This window comes from Desulfovectis peckii (genome assembly GCF_055391705.1).
Window position 1 is genome coordinate 1,150,809 of the sequence record NZ_AP042409.1, and the last position, 19,432, is coordinate 1,170,240.

Genomic DNA, 19,432 nt, shown 5'->3' on the forward strand with positions numbered 1-19,432 from the left:
TCACCTTAACCGTTTGTTTCCATATTTTGGGGTTTAACTGTCCGCTTTAAACAAATTACCGCCAACGGGGGAAGTTTAATTACCAGCGAATACTGCCGGTTATGCCAAGGCAGCGGTTGAGAGGGTAAAAGTCTTTCATTTTGCTGCCCCGATCCCCCGTATACCGTTAAATCGCTGTTCCAAACTTCTTGATAAATTCCCGGCCGGGGCACGCCAATGCGGTAATTTTCGCGTACAACCGGCGTAAAATTGGCTACCACCACTAAAAAGTCATCCGGGTCATAGCCTTTTCTCATAAATGTAATCACACTTTGGCTGTAATCCTGCGGATCTATCCACTCAAAGCCCTGCCATTGGTGATCCAGCTGCCAAAGGGCTTTTTCTTTTAGATAAAAGGCATTTAAATCCCGCACATAACGATACAGCCTGTAGTGCATTTCATAATCCAACAGCTGCCAATCTAATTCTTTCTGGTACTGCCACTCACTGAACTGACCGAATTCTGCGCCCATAAACAAAAGCTTTTTGCCCGGGTGCGTGTACATGTAGCCGTAAAGCAGGCGTAAGCCGGCAAATTTCTGCCAGTAATCTCCCGGCATTTTAGACAAAAGGGATCTTTTCCCCTGCGTGACCTCATCGTGTGACAGCGAAAGAATATAGTTTTCTGAAAAAGCATAGGTAAAGGAAAAAGTCAATAAATTATGATGCCACTTGCGGTGAATGGGATCCATTTCCATATAGCGCAGCACATCGTTCATCCAGCCCATATTCCATTTATAATTAAACCCCAGCCCGCCCACATAAGTAGGTTTGGTGACCTGCGGCCAATTAGAAGACTCCTCCGCAATCATTAAGGTGTGGGGAAATTCCTTAAAAACAACTTCATTCAGCTTTTTTAAAAAGGCTATTGCTTCTAAGTTTTCATTGCCGCCATAAACATTGGGCAGCCACTGCCCGTCATGCTTATCAAAGTCAAGATAAAGCATTTGGCTTACCGCATCTACTCTTAAACCGTCTACATGGTAAACGTCCAGCCAAAATATGGCATTGGAAATTAAAAAGCTAACTACATGCTGCTTGCTAAAATCAAAGCTCAAGGTTCCCCACTGCCGGTTTTCACTGCGCAAAGGGTTTTCATGTTCGTAGAGGGCCTCGCCGTCAAATTTAATTAAACCATGGGCGTCTTTGCAAAAATGCCCCGGCACCCAATCCAAAATGACACCGATGCCATGGCGATGACAGGTATCAACAAAGTACATAAAATCTTGCGGATCGCCATATCTACTGGTGGGGGCAAAGTAACCGGTAGTTTGGTAGCCCCATGAGCCGTCGTAGGGATGTTCGGTTATCGGCAACAGTTCTACGTGAGTATAGCCTAAGGCCGACATTTCTTTAACCAATTGATTGGCCAGTTCGCGGAAGTTTAAAAAATCTCCGTTGCTTTTTCTCTTCCAGGAACCTAAATGCAGTTCATAAATATTCAGCGGTTGATCATACAGGGCGGAAGATTTCTTCTGCTGCCACAAGTCGTCATGCCATTGATAGTCAAGTGTCGCCACCCGGGAGGCGGTTGCCGGTCTTACCTCGGCATGAAAGGCATATGGATCTGCCTTTAAAAAGGCCTCACCGCTATGGGGATGAATTTCGTATTTATATAAACAGCCGGGCTTTAACCCGGGAACAAATATTTGCCATACACCGCTGGAGCCAATTTGCCGCATCGGATGATGTTTACCCTGCCAATGGTTAAAATCACCGACTAAATTAACTGCCCGGGCATGGGGGGCATACACCGCAAAGCGCACCCCATACTGACCCTTATATATTTGCGGATGTGCCCCAAACAATAAATAGCTGCGGTAATTATTGCCTTGTAAGAATAATTTGATCGCTTCGATGATATTATTATTAACATCCATCTTTTATGCCTCTCAATGATTTAAGTACTACTTGAATAGTTACGATATTTTCCATAATTTTCCTCTAATAAAATTTTTAAATTTTTCTGCAAAAGGCAGTATAATTTTACATAATTTTGAGATAATGTTAATATCAACGGCCTAATTGTTTGAGAAACAAATTAGCCTTATCATTTACCCTTCCATACAAAAAGTAAAACCGTCCTCAAAGATTTGAGGACGGTTCCGCTGCAGTTAGGGTTCATTAACCATCTGCCCGTTGCTTTATGATTAATGCCCTTAGCGTATGAGGATGCTATTGCTGTTGAGGAGTTTCTAACTGAACATTTTGGTTGGTAACTTGAGAAATTTGGCCGTTGCTTAATGCTTGTTCAGCATATGCAACCAGTCTCTTGGTCATATTACCGCCAACATAACCGTTTACGCGGCTGGGAAGCTGACCTTTGTCCATTTGTGCATAGTTAGTAATTCCCAGTTCGCTGGCAATTTCATACTTCATTTGTTCAAGAGCACTGGATGCAGCTGCTTTTACAGGTTGATTACTGCTACGAGCCATTTAAAAAATCCCTCCTTTTTTTATTTTTTTATTTTGTTATGCGGCTCTGTCTTTATTATGGCTGTACAGATAAATATAATGTGTGAAAAAATCTAGCATTGATGTCATAACCAAACATAAAAACCTCTGTTTGCATAAACAGAGGTTTTTACAAAACTTTTAAACTACGCGTTTGATAAACTTTTTTTGCCACTTTTTTTTGATGCGATACAACATTAAGTTCCATCGCGTATCATCTATAACAACCTTCTGCACAACGGTAGCAAAGATAATGTTACCGATGCGGCAGGCTGACTTAAGATCTTGCCTGTTTTCCCGGGCGCTGGTCATTACATAGCGATACTCATCCCGCTCCAATAAGGGTAGTAAATCCATCGGCTCAATAAATTCAGAAAAGTCATAAAATAAGTTTTGCAATTCAAGCAGCTTTTTTTTGACGAGCAAAAATGACAAGGCTCCGTTTTTGCCGGCAAAGGGGATTTCTTTATTTTTTGCGGCATTAACAATTTTTTCCGGCTCCAACTCAATGAGCTTGACCACACTTATCTGTTGTAGAATATCTTTGTAATCTCTATTTAATGCAAGCGCAGCCTCTTTAAACTGATGGGCTTTTTCCTGCACGTCTGAAAGAAGTAACACTAATCTCTCACCTTCTTTGGCAGTTAAATTTTATATTACTTCTTCAATGGAAAGTTATTTTTTTCCTTTGGAGAAGCTGACTAGTTTTGTCGCTTGCCTCTACAAAAAAAGTCTAATTATCTTACCCCGGCCGTAACCGGGGTTTTTGTCTTATCACATCATATGAAACAGCTGTAAAACTGCCACTACTTGTATTTAATAGCAATTATTAAATTCAAGTAACAACTTTTTAAAAATTTCGTATCATATAGCATGGCATAAACTGGCGAAAGGAGGTTATTAAGTGAAAGAAAACCAAGATCCACGAGCCGGGCATCGCTATCCACCGCCACCACCCCCGATAAACATAGAACCTCTGATTCAATCCTTAACTATGATGGCCTTGATGAATCACCCGCATCTGGAAAAACAACTGGAACAGGTGCTGAATATAGTTGATTCGCTGACAAACACCATGCGCACACTGCGCATGGGAATAAACTCCTTCCAAACCAGTGTTCAGGAGGCACAACACTATATGTTCAGTTTGCCCCAAACACCTAATTACAACGGATATCAGCAGCAGCCCTTTGGCTATCCACCTGAACAAAATCAGTTCGGGGATGAAAAATTCAACACTAAGCCGGCTAGTGAATCTGAAGCGCAAGAATAATTATTGTTAAAGTATAACATCACACCCAAGCGGAAAAATAATAAAAAACTTGGGAGTGATGTTATGTTTAGTCTGCCGGATAACTACAAATCGCCCTTCGGCCTGCTATTGCATATAGGCAGTATAATTTTGCTGTTAATTTTTATTATCAAAATATTCGCTGGGAAAAATACAGACAGCGGCATAGATAATAAAGCTCATCCGGAGCAGATGCCGATTGATAAAGAGCCAATCACCAATATTAATTAATGTTGGGGTCGGTAAATCCGACCCCAACATTTTCACAGAACCTCTGTAACACTAGCGGCATATGATGCCCTCAGGAGGTGTTTTTATGGATAATTGCAAAGGAATGGATAAAACGGTATTAGATAAAATTGAAATATATATACCACCCAGAGTAACCATAAAAATTGCCACTTTAGCGGCGGAACAGGGAAAAACCCTTAATGAGATTATTGAAGAAGCGATTTGTGATTATATAAAACTCACTCAGCAATGACTTTACTATTGTAAAATTATGGTGTATAATTAGTTAATTAAGTAACAAACTATCCCGAGGTGATATTATGAGGACTAACGCAACACAAAAAATACCATTACCGCAATGCTACTATCCGGTTAAAATCGGCACTCGGGGAAGCATTTGTCTGCGCTTTGGTTGCTCGCCGGTATGTGTAAAATGCAGCTATGCCAAGCCGGCTAACACTCCTGCCTGCTATGCAGCACTGCCCGGCTATCCGGAAGATTGTGTATCATCGTACTATTCACCTAGCTGCAAAAACTTTTGCCTTTACGCTCGGAATGATTAATGAAAATGTGCGCGTAATTAATTATGAATTTTAGATTTGGGCATGCAAAGCAAAATTAATGAATTTTTCTGTTTTTACTATTATTAGCGGCAGCCGATTAAATTTAAAGTTCATAATTAAGAATAAAGAAATATATGGGCTGAAGTACTGCAAACTAAATTCTCGCAGTGCTTCAGCCCTTTTTTGTGTCAGTGGTCAATGAAAAGTTATCTTAGGGGCGGCAGACCTTTTTTCAGCCGCTCCATTTGCCTTAGCTGGACGCGGAGTATTTTACCGCTTACCGTTTTGGGCAGTTCATCCATAAACTCAATTTCTCTGGGGTATTTATAGGGCGCGGTAGTCTTTTTCACATGATTTTGCAGTTCTTTAATTAACCCTGCTGACGGTTCATGCCCCTCTGCCAAAACTACAAATGCTTTGACAATCTCACCGCGCAGTTCATCGGGGCTGGCTACTACTGCCGCTTCGGCAACTGCCGGATGTTCCAAAAGCGCACTTTCCACCTCAAAGGGGCCAATGCGATAACCGGAAGATAAAATTACGTCATCGGCACGGCCGACAAACCAAAAATAGCCGTCTTCGTCTTTAACACCCCTGTCTCCGGTAACATACCACTTGCCGCGGCGGGTAGCCAGTGTTTTCATGGGATCCCGCCAGTATTCCTTAAAAAGACCTGCCGGCGGTTCCGGTTCTATTTCAATGGCAATATCGCCTTCCTTGCCGGGCGGCAGTTCATTGCCCAGATGATCAATAATGGCCACTTTGAAGCCGGGTGTGGGTTTACCCATTGCCCCCTGGCGTACCGGCAGACACAAGAAATTGCCAACCACTACCACCGTTTCCGTTTGACCGTAGCCGTCTCTAATGGTTAAACCGGTATGTTTTTTCCAGATATTAATCACTTCAGGGTTAAGCGGCTCCCCTGCCCCCACACAGTGCCTTAAATGTGGAAACTTATAGCTTGCTAAATCTTCCAGCACCAGCATGCGGTAAATTGTCGGTGCGGCACATAATGTGGTAATGGGGTACTTGGCCAGTAATTCTAACATCCGTTTGGGGTTGAATTTTCCTACTTCATGATGTACAAAAAGACAAGCCCCCTGGTGCCAAGGGCCAAACAAGCTACTCCATGCTGCTTTGCCCCAGCCGGTATCCGACAAATTCCAGTGCAAATCATTTTCTGTCAAATCCAGCCAATACTTGCCTGTTACTTTATGGGCAAAGGGATAGCTGACATGCGTATGCAGTGTCATTTTGGGCTGGCCGGTAGTACCGGAGGTGAAAAACAATAAAGCGCCGTCATCCCCTTTGGTGTTTACTTTGGGAAATTCCGGTGAAGCTGCATTAACTGCCGCATGATAACTTATCCAACCGGGTTTTTCCCCGACGACAATTTTAATTTTTAATGTGGGGCATGAGCCGGCAATTTGTTCAACTTTATCAGCATTGCTTTGATCGGTGATAATTGCCACTGCCTCACTGGTTTTAATTCTATATTCTATATCTTTGGCGGTAAGCTGCACGGTACCGGGGCTGATAATGGCACCCAGACGCAAACATCCCACCATTGTTTCCCACCATTCAATTAGACGGGGTAAAATAACAATTACCCGGTCGCCCTGTTTTACACCGTTGTCTTTCAATACGTTGGCCACTCGACAGGACTGTTCTTTTATTTGCAGAAAAGTTCTTTTTACCTCATTGCCGTTGTCATCCACCCAAAAAAGTGCCTGTTTATTCGGATCTTCTGCCCACCTATCCACCACATCATTGGCAAAGTTAAAATACTCCGGCGTATTCCATTTAAATTGTTGGTATTCGGCATCATAATCTTCCATGTTGTATCGTTGCTGCTCCATGACAATCCTCCGTTTCCAAAATTGAACTGCAGTTAGATAGTAGTTCGCTAAAAAACGCGACTTTCCTCCGTTTAATTTACAAAAGATTGCGGCATTTTAATGTTTTTTATCCACTAAGAAGGAAATATCCTGCAAAAGTCGAAAAATTACATTTAATAAATGCAATATTTTGGAAGGAGATATAGCGGTGGGTGAACTGGTAAGCATCAAGGGAACCCGGCAGGGCTTGGTAATTATGGTTGATGCCAATGCCGATTATGAGCAGGTAAAAGATTACTTACATAAGAAGATGCAATCGGCCAAAGGTTTTTTTAGAGGAGCCAGGTTTTCTCTGGTACCGGGGGAAAATGTTTCCGAAAGTCAAAAAGCTGAACTGCAGCAAATTTGCTCGCAATATGGCTTAATTCATGACGAAAAAGTAAAACTGCCGTCATTTGAACAAAGTTCGCCTAAAACTAACGAAAACCGGATAAATTATGATAAAGAAACTTTTACCAAGCGACCCGGTGAAAAAACCCTGTTAGTTCGCCGCACGCTGCGCTCGGGGCAGTCTATTCAGTATGACGGCAACGTAGTAATCTTAGGAGATGTCAATGCCGGCTCAGAAGTGATTGCCGGCGGCAGCATCATGGTGCTTGGCCGCATTAACGGAGTGGTTCATGCCGGTGCCACCGGCGATACATCGGCTTATGTTGTTGCCTGCAAGCTTTGCCCCAGTCAGTTGCGCATTGCATCGGCAATTGCCACCTCACCCGATGATGAACCGGAATATCCGGAAATAGCCCGACTTAAAGACAACCAAATTATTGTCAGCAGATACAAACCGTAAACATTAAAAGTAAAAGCACAACGAAATTCTCATCGTTGTGCTTTTTTACGTTAAAGGCCCAGGCAGCATGCCACAAGCCAAATGCGGGTTTTACACACAAAGGAAAGGGCAAAGGCAATTCCCGGCAAATTAATTTTTAATTACCGCTGGAGTGCAGACAAACAGCGGTTTAGTTGCAATTATGCGGCACATTAAGAAGCTGCCGCCGCCCTACTTTTTGCTTCTAGCTACTACATGCCAGTATGCCAATAATGGTTTTGGCGTCTTTTATTTTTCCTTGAATAATCATTTCTTTTGCTTTGTTCAGCGGTATTTTTTCTAATTCTACAAACTCATCTTCATCTAATCGCTGCCCTTGGTAAACCAAGTCTTTGGCAACATAGATATGTAATATCTCATTGCTGAAGCCCGGGCTGCTATAAAAGCTAAACAGTTTTTCAAGGCTGCCGGCTACCATGCCGGTTTCTTCTAAAAGCTCTCTTTTTACACATTCATCCGGCGGCTCATTGGCGTCTAATTTGCCGGCCGGTATTTCCAATAAAATTTCCTCTACCGGGTGGCGGTACTGGCGCACCATCAGCACTTCGCCCTCTGAAGTTATCGGCACTACCGCTACCGCCCCTTTATGTTCAACTACTTCTCTGGCAGCGGTTTTGCCGTTGGGCAGTTCAACCGAGTCAACTCTTAAGTTAACAATTTTACCTTTGTGTAACATCTGGGAAGATATTACCTTTTCCGTTAAGTTCATATTAGATCCCTTCCTAAACGATAGATTGTATTGTTGATCTACTTTGCAACTTACAAAGAAGGATTTAAATTTAATTATGTAGAATATTTGTTACCAACATTATAGCATAACATTCCTTCACTAGCACATTTATACAACGTTAACAGAGGGGGATATTATTTGACCACTAAGATCGGTGTTCCTCGTACTATGTTTTATTATAGGTATTACCCTATGGTAAAAACTTTTTTTGAAGAACTTGGTGTTGAAGTGGTTACTTCGCAAAAAACTTCCCGACAAATTATTGATGCCGGTGTCCGCGAGGCACTGGCTGATGCCTGTGTGCCGGTAAAAATTTTTTTTGGCCATGTTCAGGCATTAAAAAATAAGGTTGATCTTTTATTTATTCCCCGCGTTTACTGCCTTAACGGCAAAACCATCTATTGCCCGAAGTTTCTAGGGGCACCGGACATGATTAAATATGCGCTGGACGGATTGCCGGAAATAATCGATACCAGTATTGATGTGCGCAAAAAACGTTTTGCCATTTGGAAAGCCTTTAAAGAAATTGGCAGCAGATTTACCGATAACAAGTGGGCTATATTAAAAGCTTACCTTAAAGCTAAACATGTATTATCCCGTTATAATAAATATCTGCTTAAGGGGTTCCCTCCCGAGCTGGCAATGAAAAAATTAAAAAACCCTAAACTGGAGCTAAAGCCACAGCCCAAAAGCTTGCGCTTTGCCGTACTGGGCTATCCCTACATAGTTCATGACGGTTATATCAGCGTTAACCTGTTAGATAAGTTACATCGCTTAGATGTTGACACCATAACAATAGAACAGATCCCAAAGCACCTTATTAACAGGCAGCGAAAAAAGTTACACAAAAATATGTTTTGGACCTTTAGTGATTGGGTAATGAGATCGTCATTGCATTTCTTTGATAAAGGCAATATCGACGGCATTATCCATGTTACCGCTTTTGGCTGCGGCCCGGATGCAATGGTAGATAAATTTATGGAACTGGAATCGAAAAAAAATCCCCATATTCCGTATATGAGCATTTGCATTGACGAACACACCGGTGAAGCGGGCGTAGGCACTCGTTTAGAAGCTTTTGTAGACATGGTAAAACGAAAAAAAGAGGCGAAGCGTAATGCGTAAAGTGACATATCCGCATATGGGGCACTCATACATTGCATTTAAAATGCTGCTGGAGGATTTAGGCAACGAGGTAATTGTGCCGCCCCGCCCCAGCAAGCGTACCCTTGATCTCGGTGTAAAGTATGCGCCGGAATTTGCCTGTTTCCCCTACAAGGTTCTTTTGGGAACGTACTTGGAAACTGTCGAAATGGGTGCAGATACAGTAGTTACATCCGGGGGGTACGGTCCCTGTCGTGCCGGGCTTTATGCCAGTTTACACGAAGCTATCTTACACAGTCTAGGCTATCCGGTTGAATTTATAATTTTTGAATCGCCAAAACAGCATCCGATTAACTTTATCAAAAACGTAAAAAAATTAAACAATGCCAAGTTATCCATCCGCGCCATTGTTGACGCCATTAAGCGCGGTTGGAGTAAACTCAAAGCCTTGGATGAAATGGAAAAGTTAAGTCATCGCATCCGCCCAAGGGAATTAAAAAAAGGCACTACTAGCAGAGTATATCTGCAAGCCCAAAAATGGCTGGATGAAGCACGCACGTTTAAACAAATTGAAGAAGCCAGACAAGCCGGTATCAAAGCATTTAATGATATTGAGCAGGATCCGGAAAGACAAATTGTTAAAGTGGGATTGGCAGGCGAAATTTATGTGCTTTTGGAACCGGCCAGCAACTTGGAACTTGAAGAAACCCTCGGTCACATGGGTGTAGAGGTTGAACGCTCAATGTTTCTCACCGGTTGGACGCAAGATCATTTAAACAGCGGCACAGATGAACACCTGACTGTTGCAGAAGCGGCCAAGCCTTACATACCCGATATGATCGGTGGGCACGGGCGTGACACGGTGGGTCATGCCGTGCTTTACGCCAAGCGGGGGTTTGACGGGATGATCCAAATTGCTCCCTTTACTTGTATTCCGGAAATTGTTGCTTGCACGATATTAAATAAAGTGAGCAAAGAGCATGATCTTCCGGTATTAACCTTCTTTCTTGATGAACAAACCGGTAAGGCCGGTATGCTTACCAGATTGGAAGCTTTTGTCGATTTACTGAAAAGAAAAAAATATCAGCAAGGCGGCCGCCTGGCCACCGAAGTATCATAAAGTAAAGAAAGGGACTTGAAAGATGAAAGCATACTTGGGTGTAGATGTAGGCTCTGTAAGTACAAATATAGTAGTAATAGATGAGCATGAACAAATACATGTAAACCTTTACCTACGCACGCAGGGACGGCCAATTGAAACCATTCAAAAAGGCTTTAAAGAGGCCGGTGAATTACTAAAAGGCAAAAATATAGAAATTGTGGGCGCGGGTACTACCGGAAGCGGTCGTTATCTGGCGGGTGTAATGATTGGTGCAGACGTAATTAAAAACGAAATTACCGCCCATGCCATTGCCGCATCAAACAGCATTCCCAATGTGCAAACGGTATTGGAAATTGGCGGTCAGGACTCAAAAATTATTATTATTAGAAACGGCATTGTCACGGATTTTGCCATGAACACTGTTTGTGCCGCCGGAACCGGTTCATTTTTGGATCAGCAGGCAGCACGCTTAAATATTCCTATCTCTGATTTTGGCGCGTTAGCTCTAAAATCAAAGAACCCTGTGCGCATTGCCGGCAGGTGCACAGTTTTTGCTGAATCCGACATGATTCACAAACAGCAGATGGGTCATAAAATCGAAGATATTGTAAATGGCCTGTGTGAAGCCTTAGTGCGCAACTATTTAAATAACGTCGGTAAGGGCAAAGAAATTCTTGCCCCGATATCCTTCCAAGGCGGAGTGGCCGCCAATGTTGGCATTAAAGCAGCCTTTGAGCGGGAACTGGGGCTGCCGGTGATTATCCCTCCCTACTACAATGTAATGGGTGCGATCGGTGCCGCCTATTTAGCTAAAGAAGAAGTAGAAAGAACCGGTCATACCAAGTTCAAAGGCTTTGCCATTACCGATATCGAATATCATACATCAAGTTTTGAATGTGACGGCTGCTCCAATGCCTGTGAAGTAGTGGAAATTCTGGAAGGGGGCAAAGTTATCGGCCGCTGGGGTAACCGCTGCCCGCGCTGGGACATTGTTGAAAATTAAAATTTACTACAATCGCTAAATCGCAACGACACACATTTGCATATTACCAAGATATATTGTAATATATCTGGTAAGGAGGTTTTGAGCTATGAACAAAAAGTTGCTTACAATTATTGCAGTCGTTGCGATTTTTGCATTGGCAATTCCCGCCTTTGCAGCCAATGTAGCCGGCCTTAACAGCGAACAAGCACAAAAAATTAATGCCTTGCATCAACAAATGATTAAATTACGCATGCAGATGATAGATGAATATCAAGCAGCAGGGCAAATTACCGAAGAACAAGCCGCACAGATGAAAAACAACCTGCAAAACCGCTTAAAATACCTTGAAGACAACCCGGATGCATCATTCGGACCCGGTATGGGACGCGGCCCGGGTATGGGCTTTCGTCAACATGGTTTTGGCGGCGGTTTCTGCGGCAACTGCCCTTATAACACCCAACAGCCTGCTGCTCAAAACTAACCTTAAATTAAAACAGGAGTATCGCATTTGGCGATACTCCTTTCTTTTTTCCTTCTACCCTATTCTTCCCTGCCTAATGCCCACCTGCCACGAAAACATATCTTTTGACCGGCCGGCAGCTATAGATGGGCCACAAACCATTTACTTTTACCCGGCAATAACCCCTGAAGAACCGGAATTGTTAGACACCATTAACCAATTCCCCTCCGCCGCCCGAGCCAAAAATACTTATTTGTCCAGTCAGTATCACCGCCTTGCTGCAAGACGCGGAGCGAACGGTGCTGCCGTTGCAGTTGCTCATAGCATTTTAACCATCTTCTACCACATGCTTAAACGCAAGCAACCTTTATATTGGGCTTGGTCCTACTTATTATGAAGAACGCAAAACTATTGTCAATCAATCCATCAAGAAGCTGAAATCCCTTGGATACAAGGTCACCGTCGAATTAAATGCCTAGCCCTTGAGTCAGGCTTGGTACATTATTGTCTTTTTGAGGAGCAGTACATTTTAATTTTCAGGACAGGTAGGCTACAAACGAAGGGTACACCGGGGCAGAATTAGAGGCACTCGTATGTTTCAATTCCTCATAGGTAGGCTACAAACGGAGGGAGAACACTATGAGTGACTGGAAAAGAAAACGTTTCAATTCCTCATAGGTAGGCTACAAACCTAGCCCTCCAACATTCCGGGCTCCATTCGTTTGTAGTTTCAATTCCTCATAGGTAGGCTACAAACGAGGATCTCTTGCGTTGCTGGCCAGCCACTCTACAGTTTCAATTCCTCATAGGTAGGCTACAAACGCTGATGACGGTACGCCGGAGGCGTAATAAATGAGGGTGTTTCAATTCCTCATAGGTAGGCTACAAACCCTAACGCATCTGGGTCATCCAGTTTAGATATTACTGGTTTCAATTCCTCATAGGTAGGCTACAAACAGTCGTTTCTTCTGGTTGTATTTCAGGAATGGCCAAAGTTTCAATTCCTCATAGGTAGGCTACAAACCTTGGGTGTCTGTCAACTTAATTCCAAGCTGTTCCATGTTTCAATTCCTCATAGGTAGGCTACAAACTCGCATTGTTCCACCGAATACCCACCTTGAGTGCAGTTTCAATTCCTCATAGGTAGGCTACAAACTCCTCCATATTGGCACTATAAAAACCAAATACTCTGGTTTCAATTCCTCATAGGTAGGCTACAAACCTCTGCCTGCTGTGGTATTCGCTAATTTAGCTCGAATGTTTCAATTCCTCATAGGTAGGCTACAAACTTGCTCATCTACTCAACCCCGCTTTCAAGGATTCTAAGTTTCAATTCCTCATAGGTAGGCTACAAACTTTAAGTCCAGTGATGAAATATTGTTGTCACCTAAGTTTCAATTCCTCATAGGTAGGCTACAAACGCAACATATTGGAGCGTACCAATCGCCTTATCAGGACGTTTCAATTCCTCATAGGTAGGCTACAAACGCTATTTCAAGCTGGTTTACCAGCATGCCTGGCAAAAGTTTCAATTCCTCATAGGTAGGCTACAAACCTGGTTGAGGAATGGGTTTCGGTTCTGCTTTTTTCTTGTTTCAATTCCTCATAGGTAGGCTACAAACGGCGCCCCACTGGTTGGCCAGTTTTGCCCGTTGGGAGTTTCAATTCCTCATAGGTAGGCTACAAACTCATAATTGATTTGAAGAAAGATTATACACCTTACTTGTTTCAATTCCTCATAGGTAGGCTACAAACGAGCAAGTCAAGCCGTTATCCTTGAAAGATATAGCAAGTTTCAATTCCTCATAGGTAGGCTACAAACGGCTGAGCAGATGCAGGATAACCTCAAAGGCCGACGTTTCAATTCCTCATAGGTAGGCTACAAACGTTGGATGAAAGTTCAATGGTTCAAAATGAAAAAGCGTTTCAATTCCTCATAGGTAGGCTACAAACTATGAAAGAAGATTTGAAAGTTGATATTCAAAATTGTTTCAATTCCTCATAGGTAGGCTACAAACTACTCGTAGTTGTGAATAATGAAAGTTATTTCAGGTCTGTTTCAATTCCTCATAGGTAGGCTACAAACCATAGTTCCCGGCAAGGATATTGACGAGCGCAGCGTTGTTTCAATTCCTCATAGGTAGGCTACAAACCCATTTTTCGGGGTGTTTTAGCTGGTATTTTTCCTTATTAGGGTGTTTTAGCAACAAAAATCACTCATATTTTCTATATAAAACGGCACTCTACATAGAATAATAGCATTTTTTTGGCAATTTTTCTATAGTTGGGGGTATTTTTTTCCGTCGATCGCCTAGGGTTTTTGCGCTACTGCAGGTCGACGGAAATTTATTTTGCTCTTGCGGGCGGTTTTTTCTGCGAATCCACAACCGCAATAAAGGTTCACGAATAGACTATAGATCATTTCCACTACTTCGCATTATTAGTCTAATTCGCAACAAATATCGTTATCCCAGATAAGGTCAAGGTAAATTCACCTATATCTTAGAAACTGTGTTCGTTTCTACACTTGTCGATGCCACCATTAGATCCATCGGATTTAAAAAATAACCCCATCACCTTCCTTCACATTTTCTGCCTAATGTGCACTTTCAATTCCTTATGGTTTCGCTACAAACAATACCCGATTTTTTGTCGTGCACGCATCATATGGCACCCCCTTTTTTATTTTTACCGGAAGGGGCCATAGTTTTGCAGTGTTTTATGAGGTTTTCTCCGACCACGCCGGCCACGGAAACGAACCGGTAGCCTGCCCCAGTAGCCGGTAAAGTAACCGCCATCCCCCACCCTGCACAGTTTCTAAAGCAAAGCATAAAATATTTGATAGATAAAAAACACATGGAAGGAAGATTGATTATGTCTTCAAATTTTTCTCCGTTTAGGGATTATGGGTCACAGCCCTTTGTGATTAACATTGAGGATGCTACTTTACTGAACAATAATTTTCGCACCGCTTTATGGACCGGGCGTTTTTTGCAACTTACCCTAATGAGCATTGACGTTGGCGATGATATCGGTTTAGAGATGCATCCCGATGTCGATCAGTTTATCCGAATCGAGCAAGGTCAGGGTCTGGTGATGATGGGAGACCGCGAAGATGACCTGTATTTCAGGCGACGAGTACATGAAGATGATGTAATATTAATTCCGGCCGGTGTATGGCACAATGTGATCAATGTCGGCTGTACACCGCTTAAATTGTATTCTATCTATGCGCCGCCTGAGCACCCCTTTGGTACGGTGCATAGAACTAAAGCAGATGCCAGAAATCACCACCATCGGTAAGGTACCTTTATTGTGGCCGCTTATGCGGCCACCGGTACCTGTTTTTATCTAAACACGCTGACCAGTTTAATCATTAATCTTACCGGCAGCGGCCGTATCATGTTTTCCAGCTTTTTCTTCTGCTCCTGTAAGCGTTCTATCTGTTGTTGCAGCAGTTTAATTGACTTTTGTAGTTCTTCAACATTTTCCAATGATTCCTTCAATTCATTGGACATTTGGTTAATATCCTGGTATAAGCGGCGTTCTTCATACTCTGATTCTTCCTGCACCCGCTCTAATTTTCTTTTCAGCTCTACAATTTCCGTCTGCAGTTCGGCAATTCGGTTGGTGTAATTATCTTTTAACTCAGCAATTCTGCTTTTATTTTCTCTGTCCCGCTCTTTGTACTGCTGCAGTTTGGTAAACATTGTTTCTAAAGCGCGCTGATTTTTGTCGTTGTATTTTTTCAGGTTTTCTACTTCTGCTTCTGCCTCCCGGGCCCTTTTTACCCACAGGCGGCACTGATGCAGAATGCTGTTGGCTTTTGCTTCCATTTTTTTCAGTTGTTCGCGATAGCGAAGAATTTCTTTTTTGCGCATTGACAGCAGCAGATCTTTTTCAGAAAGCTGGGTAGATAAATGATGGTACTGATCCATAATAGAAACTCTTTCCGCCATGGCCGCTGCAACTTCCCGGTGCATGGCCGTTACTTCCTCCAGCTGCTTTTTAAGGTTGCTTACTTTAATACTCCAGCGTTCCCTATCGTACTGCCACTTTTGCTTTTGCCGCCGCAGTATGACCAAGTAGCGCTTTACCATTTGATCGTGCAAATAATGCAGTTTGGGATCGTATTGATATGTATTTTCATCCACTCTTTCAAAATAAGGATATTTTTTTATAATCTGCTGCACTGCATCAATAGTTGTCGAACGCCATTCCTGCACCTCTTTCAATACCTGCTCTGCTGTAAGGGGAAAATTATTTATTTTAAAGGCTTTGATTACTAAGTGCTTTAATGAATACTGCTGGGGTTCAAGGCACCATTCCGTTAAGCCCCAGTTGCCGTCGTCTAACTGCACAAAACGGCCGTCAGTAAGCAGGCTTGCTTCTTCTGCCAGTTTTTTTGTTTTGCTTTTTTTGCTTGATGAACTTTTGCTTGCGGCGCGCAAGCTCATCGGCTCGTTCTTTTTTAACAGCATTTTATAAAAGCTGTCGTTTTCTTTTGAACCTTTGGTATCTAAATGCCACATTTCATATTCATCCATGATAAAACAAGGATTTTGCTTTAAACACAGCTTTACTTTTTCTTCCACCTGCGCTAAAGTATAATCCTGCAGCATCTTTTGATGTACATAGGGTGCAATATCTGAGGCCGATATACCGTCAAAAAACAGTAATGTCTTTTTTAGTACATCAGTTAAAGAACTAAGTTTGCCCTTCACAGTACCATCCCTTCCTGAGTAGTATATAAATTGCATATTTTCCAAATTTAACCTATTATTAATATTCAATTTCTGCTAAAATATCCCTGCGCCAACCGCTACTTTTTTTCCAAAAATTTCCTACACCTTTTTACATAATTATTTCCCTTTTAAAAATAAAGTATTTGTTTAGTTGCCTAATTTTACTGCCGGCAGGCAAACAGGTATTGTATTTGCCTTAAGATATCGAATATAATAGTAAATAAGTGGGAGAGTATTAAGTTGGCCTGGCAGGGTGTTATTATAGGTGAAAAAATTCACGAAGGTGATGGATTTGAGTACTATTTATGATCCCGGTGAAAAAAATAATGATAAAAGTGATGTGCAGGTTGCCAAAGGAATAGTTTTTACTCCGCAGGGCGTGATTCATTTAGAGGGCCCAGTAACCGGGGAATATATATTAAGATTAAAGATGCATGAGGGGTTAAACAATTTCCGTCCTGCAAAAAGGCAACAGGAAGCTTTGTCGACAATACCCTCCTTACCTAACGGCCGCTTGTTTATTGCCCGTCATGAAAAAGAAATTGTCGGATACGTAACATTTCATCACCCGGATGAATACAGCCGCTGGTGCAAGCATCCGTGGGTTTTGGAATTAGGAGCCATAGAAGTAACTCAACCCTGGCGAAAATATAAGATAGCCAATCACTTGCTTAAGGAGGCTTTTAGTAATCCTTTTGTCGAGGATTTTATCATTATTACAATTGAATACTGCTGGCATTGGGATTTGCAGGGAAGCGGGTTATCGATGTGGGATTATCAAAAAATGTTAACTAGGTTGTTCGGCAGTGTCGGCATGAAAAAGCGGGCTACTGACGATCCTGACATTATTGAGCATCCCGCTAACGTGCTGATGGTCAGGTACGGAAGAAATGTTCCTAAAGAAGCTATCCAGAGGTTTGAGCAGTTAACTTTTCAAAGTAAATACTTCTAACGCTAATTTAATAATCAGGCATACTTAAAAGGGCGCGTCATAAAACGCGCCCTTAATGTTTAACCGCTTATTTGCTGTAGTTTGATGCCTCTTTGGTGATTTGTACGTCATGGGGGTGGCTTTCAACTAAACCGGCTCCGGTGATGCGTACAAATTTAGTGTTGTTTTGCAGTTCTTCAAGGTTTTTGCAGCCGCAATAACCCATACCTGCCCGTAATCCTCCTACTAACTGGAAAATCATTTCTGAAAGCGGGCCACGATAGGGCACGCGCCCTTCTACACCCTCCGGCACCAGTTTTTTGGTATCTTCCTGGAAGTAGCGATCCTTACTGCCTTTTTTCATTGCCGCCAGTGAACCCATGCCACGGTATGATTTGTAGCTGCGCCCTTGGTAGATTTCAATTTCACCGGGGCTTTCCTCGGTACCGGCTAAGATGCTGCCCAGCATTACTACACTTCCACCTGCGGCAATTGCTTTGGTAATGTCACCGGAATATTTTATGCCCCCGTCGGCAATAATCGGTATGTTGTATTTCTTTGCCTCTTGCGCACAATCATAAATGGCCGTTATTTGCGGCACTCCAACTCCGGCAATTACCCTGGTGGTGCAAATTGAACCCGGCCCGATACCTACTTTTACTGCATCGGCACCGGCCTTAATTAAATCGCGGGTTGCTTCCGCCGTGGCCACGTTGCCGGCAACAATGTCAATGTCAGGGTAATGCTGTCGGATGTATTTTACCGTATCCATCACCGCTTTGGAATGACCGTGAGCGGTGTCTACAACAATCATGTCCACGTTAGCCTCAACCAGGGCAGCAACCCGATCAGGTGTATCGTGAGCTACTCCGACTGCCGCAGCAACCACCAACCGCCCACGCTCATCTTTTGCCGAATTGGGGAATTGTTTGTTCTTTTCAATATCTTTTATGGTAATTAAGCCTTTGAGCATGAAGTTTTCATCGACGATCGGCAGTTTTTCCACTTTATGCTTCATGAGAATTTCTTTAGCTTCTTCCAATGTAGTGCCCACCGGTGCGGTAACTAAGTTATCTTTAGTCATGAACTTGCCAATGGGCTGGTTATAATTGGTAATAAACCGCATGTCCCGGTTGGTAATAATACCGATTAGCCTGCCGCTGTCGTCAACAATCGGCACACCGGATATTCTGTAACGGGACATTAACATCTCAGCGTCATTGATGGTATCTTCCGGCTTTAAATAAAAGGGATCCCAAATGACACCGTGTTCCGAACGCTTTACCCGATCCACTTCTAATGCTTGCTCTTCAATGGACATGTTTTTATGAATGACACCAATACCGCCTTCCCGAGCAATGGCAATAGCCAATCGCGACTCAGTAACGGTATCCATGGCCGCACTCATGATGGGAATATTTAACTTTATTTTTTTGGTCAGACGCACCGACACATCTACATCTTTCGGCAGAACCTCAGACGCAGCAGGAATCAGAAGCACATCGTCAAACGTAAGCCCTTCTTTTTGGAATTTTTCCGGATACATATTTATTCCTCTTCCTCCCACCGATAGTTTAGTTTTGTATTTTGTATAATGTTGTATATTATAACATAAATGTCAAGGTGAAAAAGTTAAAAAGAGGTTAAAATTCTATCGTTTACCAACGGCGGATATACCAGCGTCCGGATCTGAAAAATCTGTTGATTAACCACGGAGTGACTGTTTTGCTAATTCGCTTGCGGGTGGCCGGAAACAGCAATAGTAAAGCTGCCACATCGGAAAGCAGGCCGGGAATTATTAGTAATACCCCCCCAATGGCGATGTATAAACCGTCTAACAGCGTCTGTGCCGGGGGCACACCGGTATTGACCTCCTGCCGGATTTTTGCCAACAGGGAAAATCCCTGCATTCTAATCAGCACAAACCCCAGTACGCCAATGAGGATCAGCAGCGCTAACGTAAGCCAAAAACCTAGGTAATCAATTAAACGAATTAAAATAAAGATTTCCAAAAAGGGTATCAGAATGAGTAATAACAGTATGCGGCCAAACATGCATCTCTCTCCCCAA

The 19,432-nt window shown here is 42.8% G+C and carries 17 protein-coding genes, 1 pseudogene and 1 CRISPR repeat array; of the genes and pseudogenes, 10 read left to right on the forward strand and 8 right to left on the reverse strand.

The window, feature by feature from the left end:
* Positions 1 to 5: 5 nt before the first annotated feature.
* The 3 genes from glgB to ACZ5NG_RS05770 form a co-directional block, all read right to left on the reverse strand.
* Positions 6 to 1,919 (reverse strand): 1,4-alpha-glucan branching protein GlgB, encoded by a 1,914-nt coding sequence (glgB, locus tag ACZ5NG_RS05760; RefSeq protein WP_464253031.1) that lies wholly within the window; start codon positions 1,917 to 1,919, stop codon positions 6 to 8.
* Positions 1,920 to 2,214: 295 nt separating this feature from the next.
* Complete coding sequence (locus ACZ5NG_RS05765) at positions 2,215 to 2,475, reverse strand: small, acid-soluble spore protein, alpha/beta type (protein WP_464253032.1); 261 nt, start codon at positions 2,473 to 2,475, stop codon at positions 2,215 to 2,217.
* 159 nt (positions 2,476 to 2,634) lie between these two features.
* Positions 2,635 to 3,114 carry a hypothetical protein gene (locus ACZ5NG_RS05770; protein WP_464253033.1) on the reverse strand — a complete coding sequence of 160 codons (480 nt, stop codon included), beginning with the start codon at positions 3,112 to 3,114 and terminating at the stop codon, positions 2,635 to 2,637.
* Positions 3,115 to 3,397: 283 nt separating this feature from the next.
* Here ACZ5NG_RS05770 and ACZ5NG_RS05775 point away from each other — a divergent pair, with 283 nt between their 5' ends.
* The 3 genes from ACZ5NG_RS05775 to ACZ5NG_RS05785 all read left to right on the forward strand — a co-directional run bounded on the left by ACZ5NG_RS05775 (position 3,398) and on the right by ACZ5NG_RS05785 (position 4,268).
* The gene (locus tag ACZ5NG_RS05775) at positions 3,398 to 3,766 is read left to right on the forward strand and encodes a hypothetical protein (RefSeq protein WP_464253034.1); all 369 of its coding nucleotides are present in this window, start codon (positions 3,398 to 3,400) and stop codon (positions 3,764 to 3,766) included.
* Between the two features lie 63 nt (positions 3,767 to 3,829).
* Complete coding sequence (locus tag ACZ5NG_RS05780) at positions 3,830 to 4,015, forward strand: hypothetical protein (RefSeq protein WP_464253035.1); 186 nt, start codon at positions 3,830 to 3,832, stop codon at positions 4,013 to 4,015.
* Positions 4,016 to 4,100: 85 nt separating this feature from the next.
* Positions 4,101 to 4,268, forward strand: coding sequence for a hypothetical protein (locus tag ACZ5NG_RS05785; protein ID WP_464253036.1), 168 nt, complete (start codon positions 4,101 to 4,103; stop codon positions 4,266 to 4,268).
* A gap of 516 nt (positions 4,269 to 4,784) precedes the next feature.
* Here the strand turns inward: ACZ5NG_RS05785 and ACZ5NG_RS05790 are convergent.
* Positions 4,785 to 6,437, reverse strand: coding sequence for an AMP-binding protein (locus ACZ5NG_RS05790; RefSeq protein ID WP_464253037.1), 1,653 nt, complete (start codon positions 6,435 to 6,437; stop codon positions 4,785 to 4,787).
* A gap of 187 nt (positions 6,438 to 6,624) precedes the next feature.
* Here ACZ5NG_RS05790 and minC point away from each other — a divergent pair, with 187 nt between their 5' ends.
* The gene (gene minC / locus ACZ5NG_RS05795) at positions 6,625 to 7,266 is read left to right on the forward strand and encodes a septum site-determining protein MinC (protein WP_464253038.1); all 642 of its coding nucleotides are present in this window, start codon (positions 6,625 to 6,627) and stop codon (positions 7,264 to 7,266) included.
* A 223-nt stretch (positions 7,267 to 7,489) separates the two neighbouring features.
* Here the strand turns inward: minC and ACZ5NG_RS05800 are convergent, their stop codons facing one another.
* Positions 7,490 to 8,014 (reverse strand): NUDIX domain-containing protein, encoded by a 525-nt coding sequence (locus tag ACZ5NG_RS05800; protein ID WP_464253039.1) that lies wholly within the window; start codon positions 8,012 to 8,014, stop codon positions 7,490 to 7,492.
* A gap of 159 nt (positions 8,015 to 8,173) precedes the next feature.
* Between ACZ5NG_RS05800 and ACZ5NG_RS05805 the strand changes: the two genes are divergently transcribed.
* The 5 genes and pseudogenes from ACZ5NG_RS05805 to ACZ5NG_RS05825 all read left to right on the forward strand — a co-directional run.
* The gene (locus ACZ5NG_RS05805; RefSeq protein ID WP_464253040.1) at positions 8,174 to 9,160 is read left to right on the forward strand and encodes an acyl-CoA dehydratase activase-related protein; all 987 of its coding nucleotides are present in this window, start codon (positions 8,174 to 8,176) and stop codon (positions 9,158 to 9,160) included.
* Positions 9,153 to 10,259 (forward strand): acyl-CoA dehydratase activase-related protein, encoded by a 1,107-nt coding sequence (locus ACZ5NG_RS05810; RefSeq protein ID WP_464253041.1) that lies wholly within the window; start codon positions 9,153 to 9,155, stop codon positions 10,257 to 10,259. The genes ACZ5NG_RS05805 and ACZ5NG_RS05810 overlap by 8 nt, the downstream gene beginning before the upstream one ends.
* Before the next feature lie 22 nt (positions 10,260 to 10,281).
* Positions 10,282 to 11,244: an acyl-CoA dehydratase activase gene (locus ACZ5NG_RS05815; RefSeq protein ID WP_464253042.1), complete on the forward strand. Its 963-nt coding sequence runs from the start codon at positions 10,282 to 10,284 to the stop codon at positions 11,242 to 11,244.
* An 88-nt stretch (positions 11,245 to 11,332) separates the two neighbouring features.
* Positions 11,333 to 11,707: a DUF2680 domain-containing protein gene (locus tag ACZ5NG_RS05820; protein WP_464253043.1), complete on the forward strand. Its 375-nt coding sequence runs from the start codon at positions 11,333 to 11,335 to the stop codon at positions 11,705 to 11,707.
* 574 nt (positions 11,708 to 12,281) lie between these two features.
* A CRISPR array of direct repeats spans positions 12,282 to 13,839; the repeat unit is 30 nt; unit sequence GTTTCAATTCCTCATAGGTAGGCTACAAAC.
* 745 nt (positions 13,840 to 14,584) lie between these two features.
* A pseudogene (locus ACZ5NG_RS05825) lies at positions 14,585 to 14,989 on the forward strand (cupin domain-containing protein); the annotation flags it as partial.
* A 44-nt stretch (positions 14,990 to 15,033) separates the two neighbouring features.
* Here the strand turns inward: ACZ5NG_RS05825 and ACZ5NG_RS05830 are convergent.
* Complete coding sequence (locus ACZ5NG_RS05830; protein ID WP_464253044.1) at positions 15,034 to 16,410, reverse strand: phage-shock protein; 1,377 nt, start codon at positions 16,408 to 16,410, stop codon at positions 15,034 to 15,036.
* A gap of 286 nt (positions 16,411 to 16,696) precedes the next feature.
* On the opposite strand from ACZ5NG_RS05830, the gene ACZ5NG_RS05835 reads away from it, so the two are divergent.
* Positions 16,697 to 17,383, forward strand: a complete 687-nt coding sequence (locus ACZ5NG_RS05835) for a GNAT family N-acetyltransferase (protein WP_464253045.1) — start codon at positions 16,697 to 16,699, stop codon at positions 17,381 to 17,383.
* Positions 17,384 to 17,450: 67 nt separating this feature from the next.
* On the opposite strand, the gene guaB is transcribed toward ACZ5NG_RS05835, so the two are convergent.
* Positions 17,451 to 18,908: an IMP dehydrogenase gene (guaB, locus tag ACZ5NG_RS05840; RefSeq protein ID WP_464253046.1), complete on the reverse strand. Its 1,458-nt coding sequence runs from the start codon at positions 18,906 to 18,908 to the stop codon at positions 17,451 to 17,453.
* A 112-nt stretch (positions 18,909 to 19,020) separates the two neighbouring features.
* The gene (locus tag ACZ5NG_RS05845; protein WP_464253047.1) at positions 19,021 to 19,416 is read right to left on the reverse strand and encodes an FxsA family protein; all 396 of its coding nucleotides are present in this window, start codon (positions 19,414 to 19,416) and stop codon (positions 19,021 to 19,023) included.
* Positions 19,417 to 19,432 lie beyond the last annotated feature (16 nt).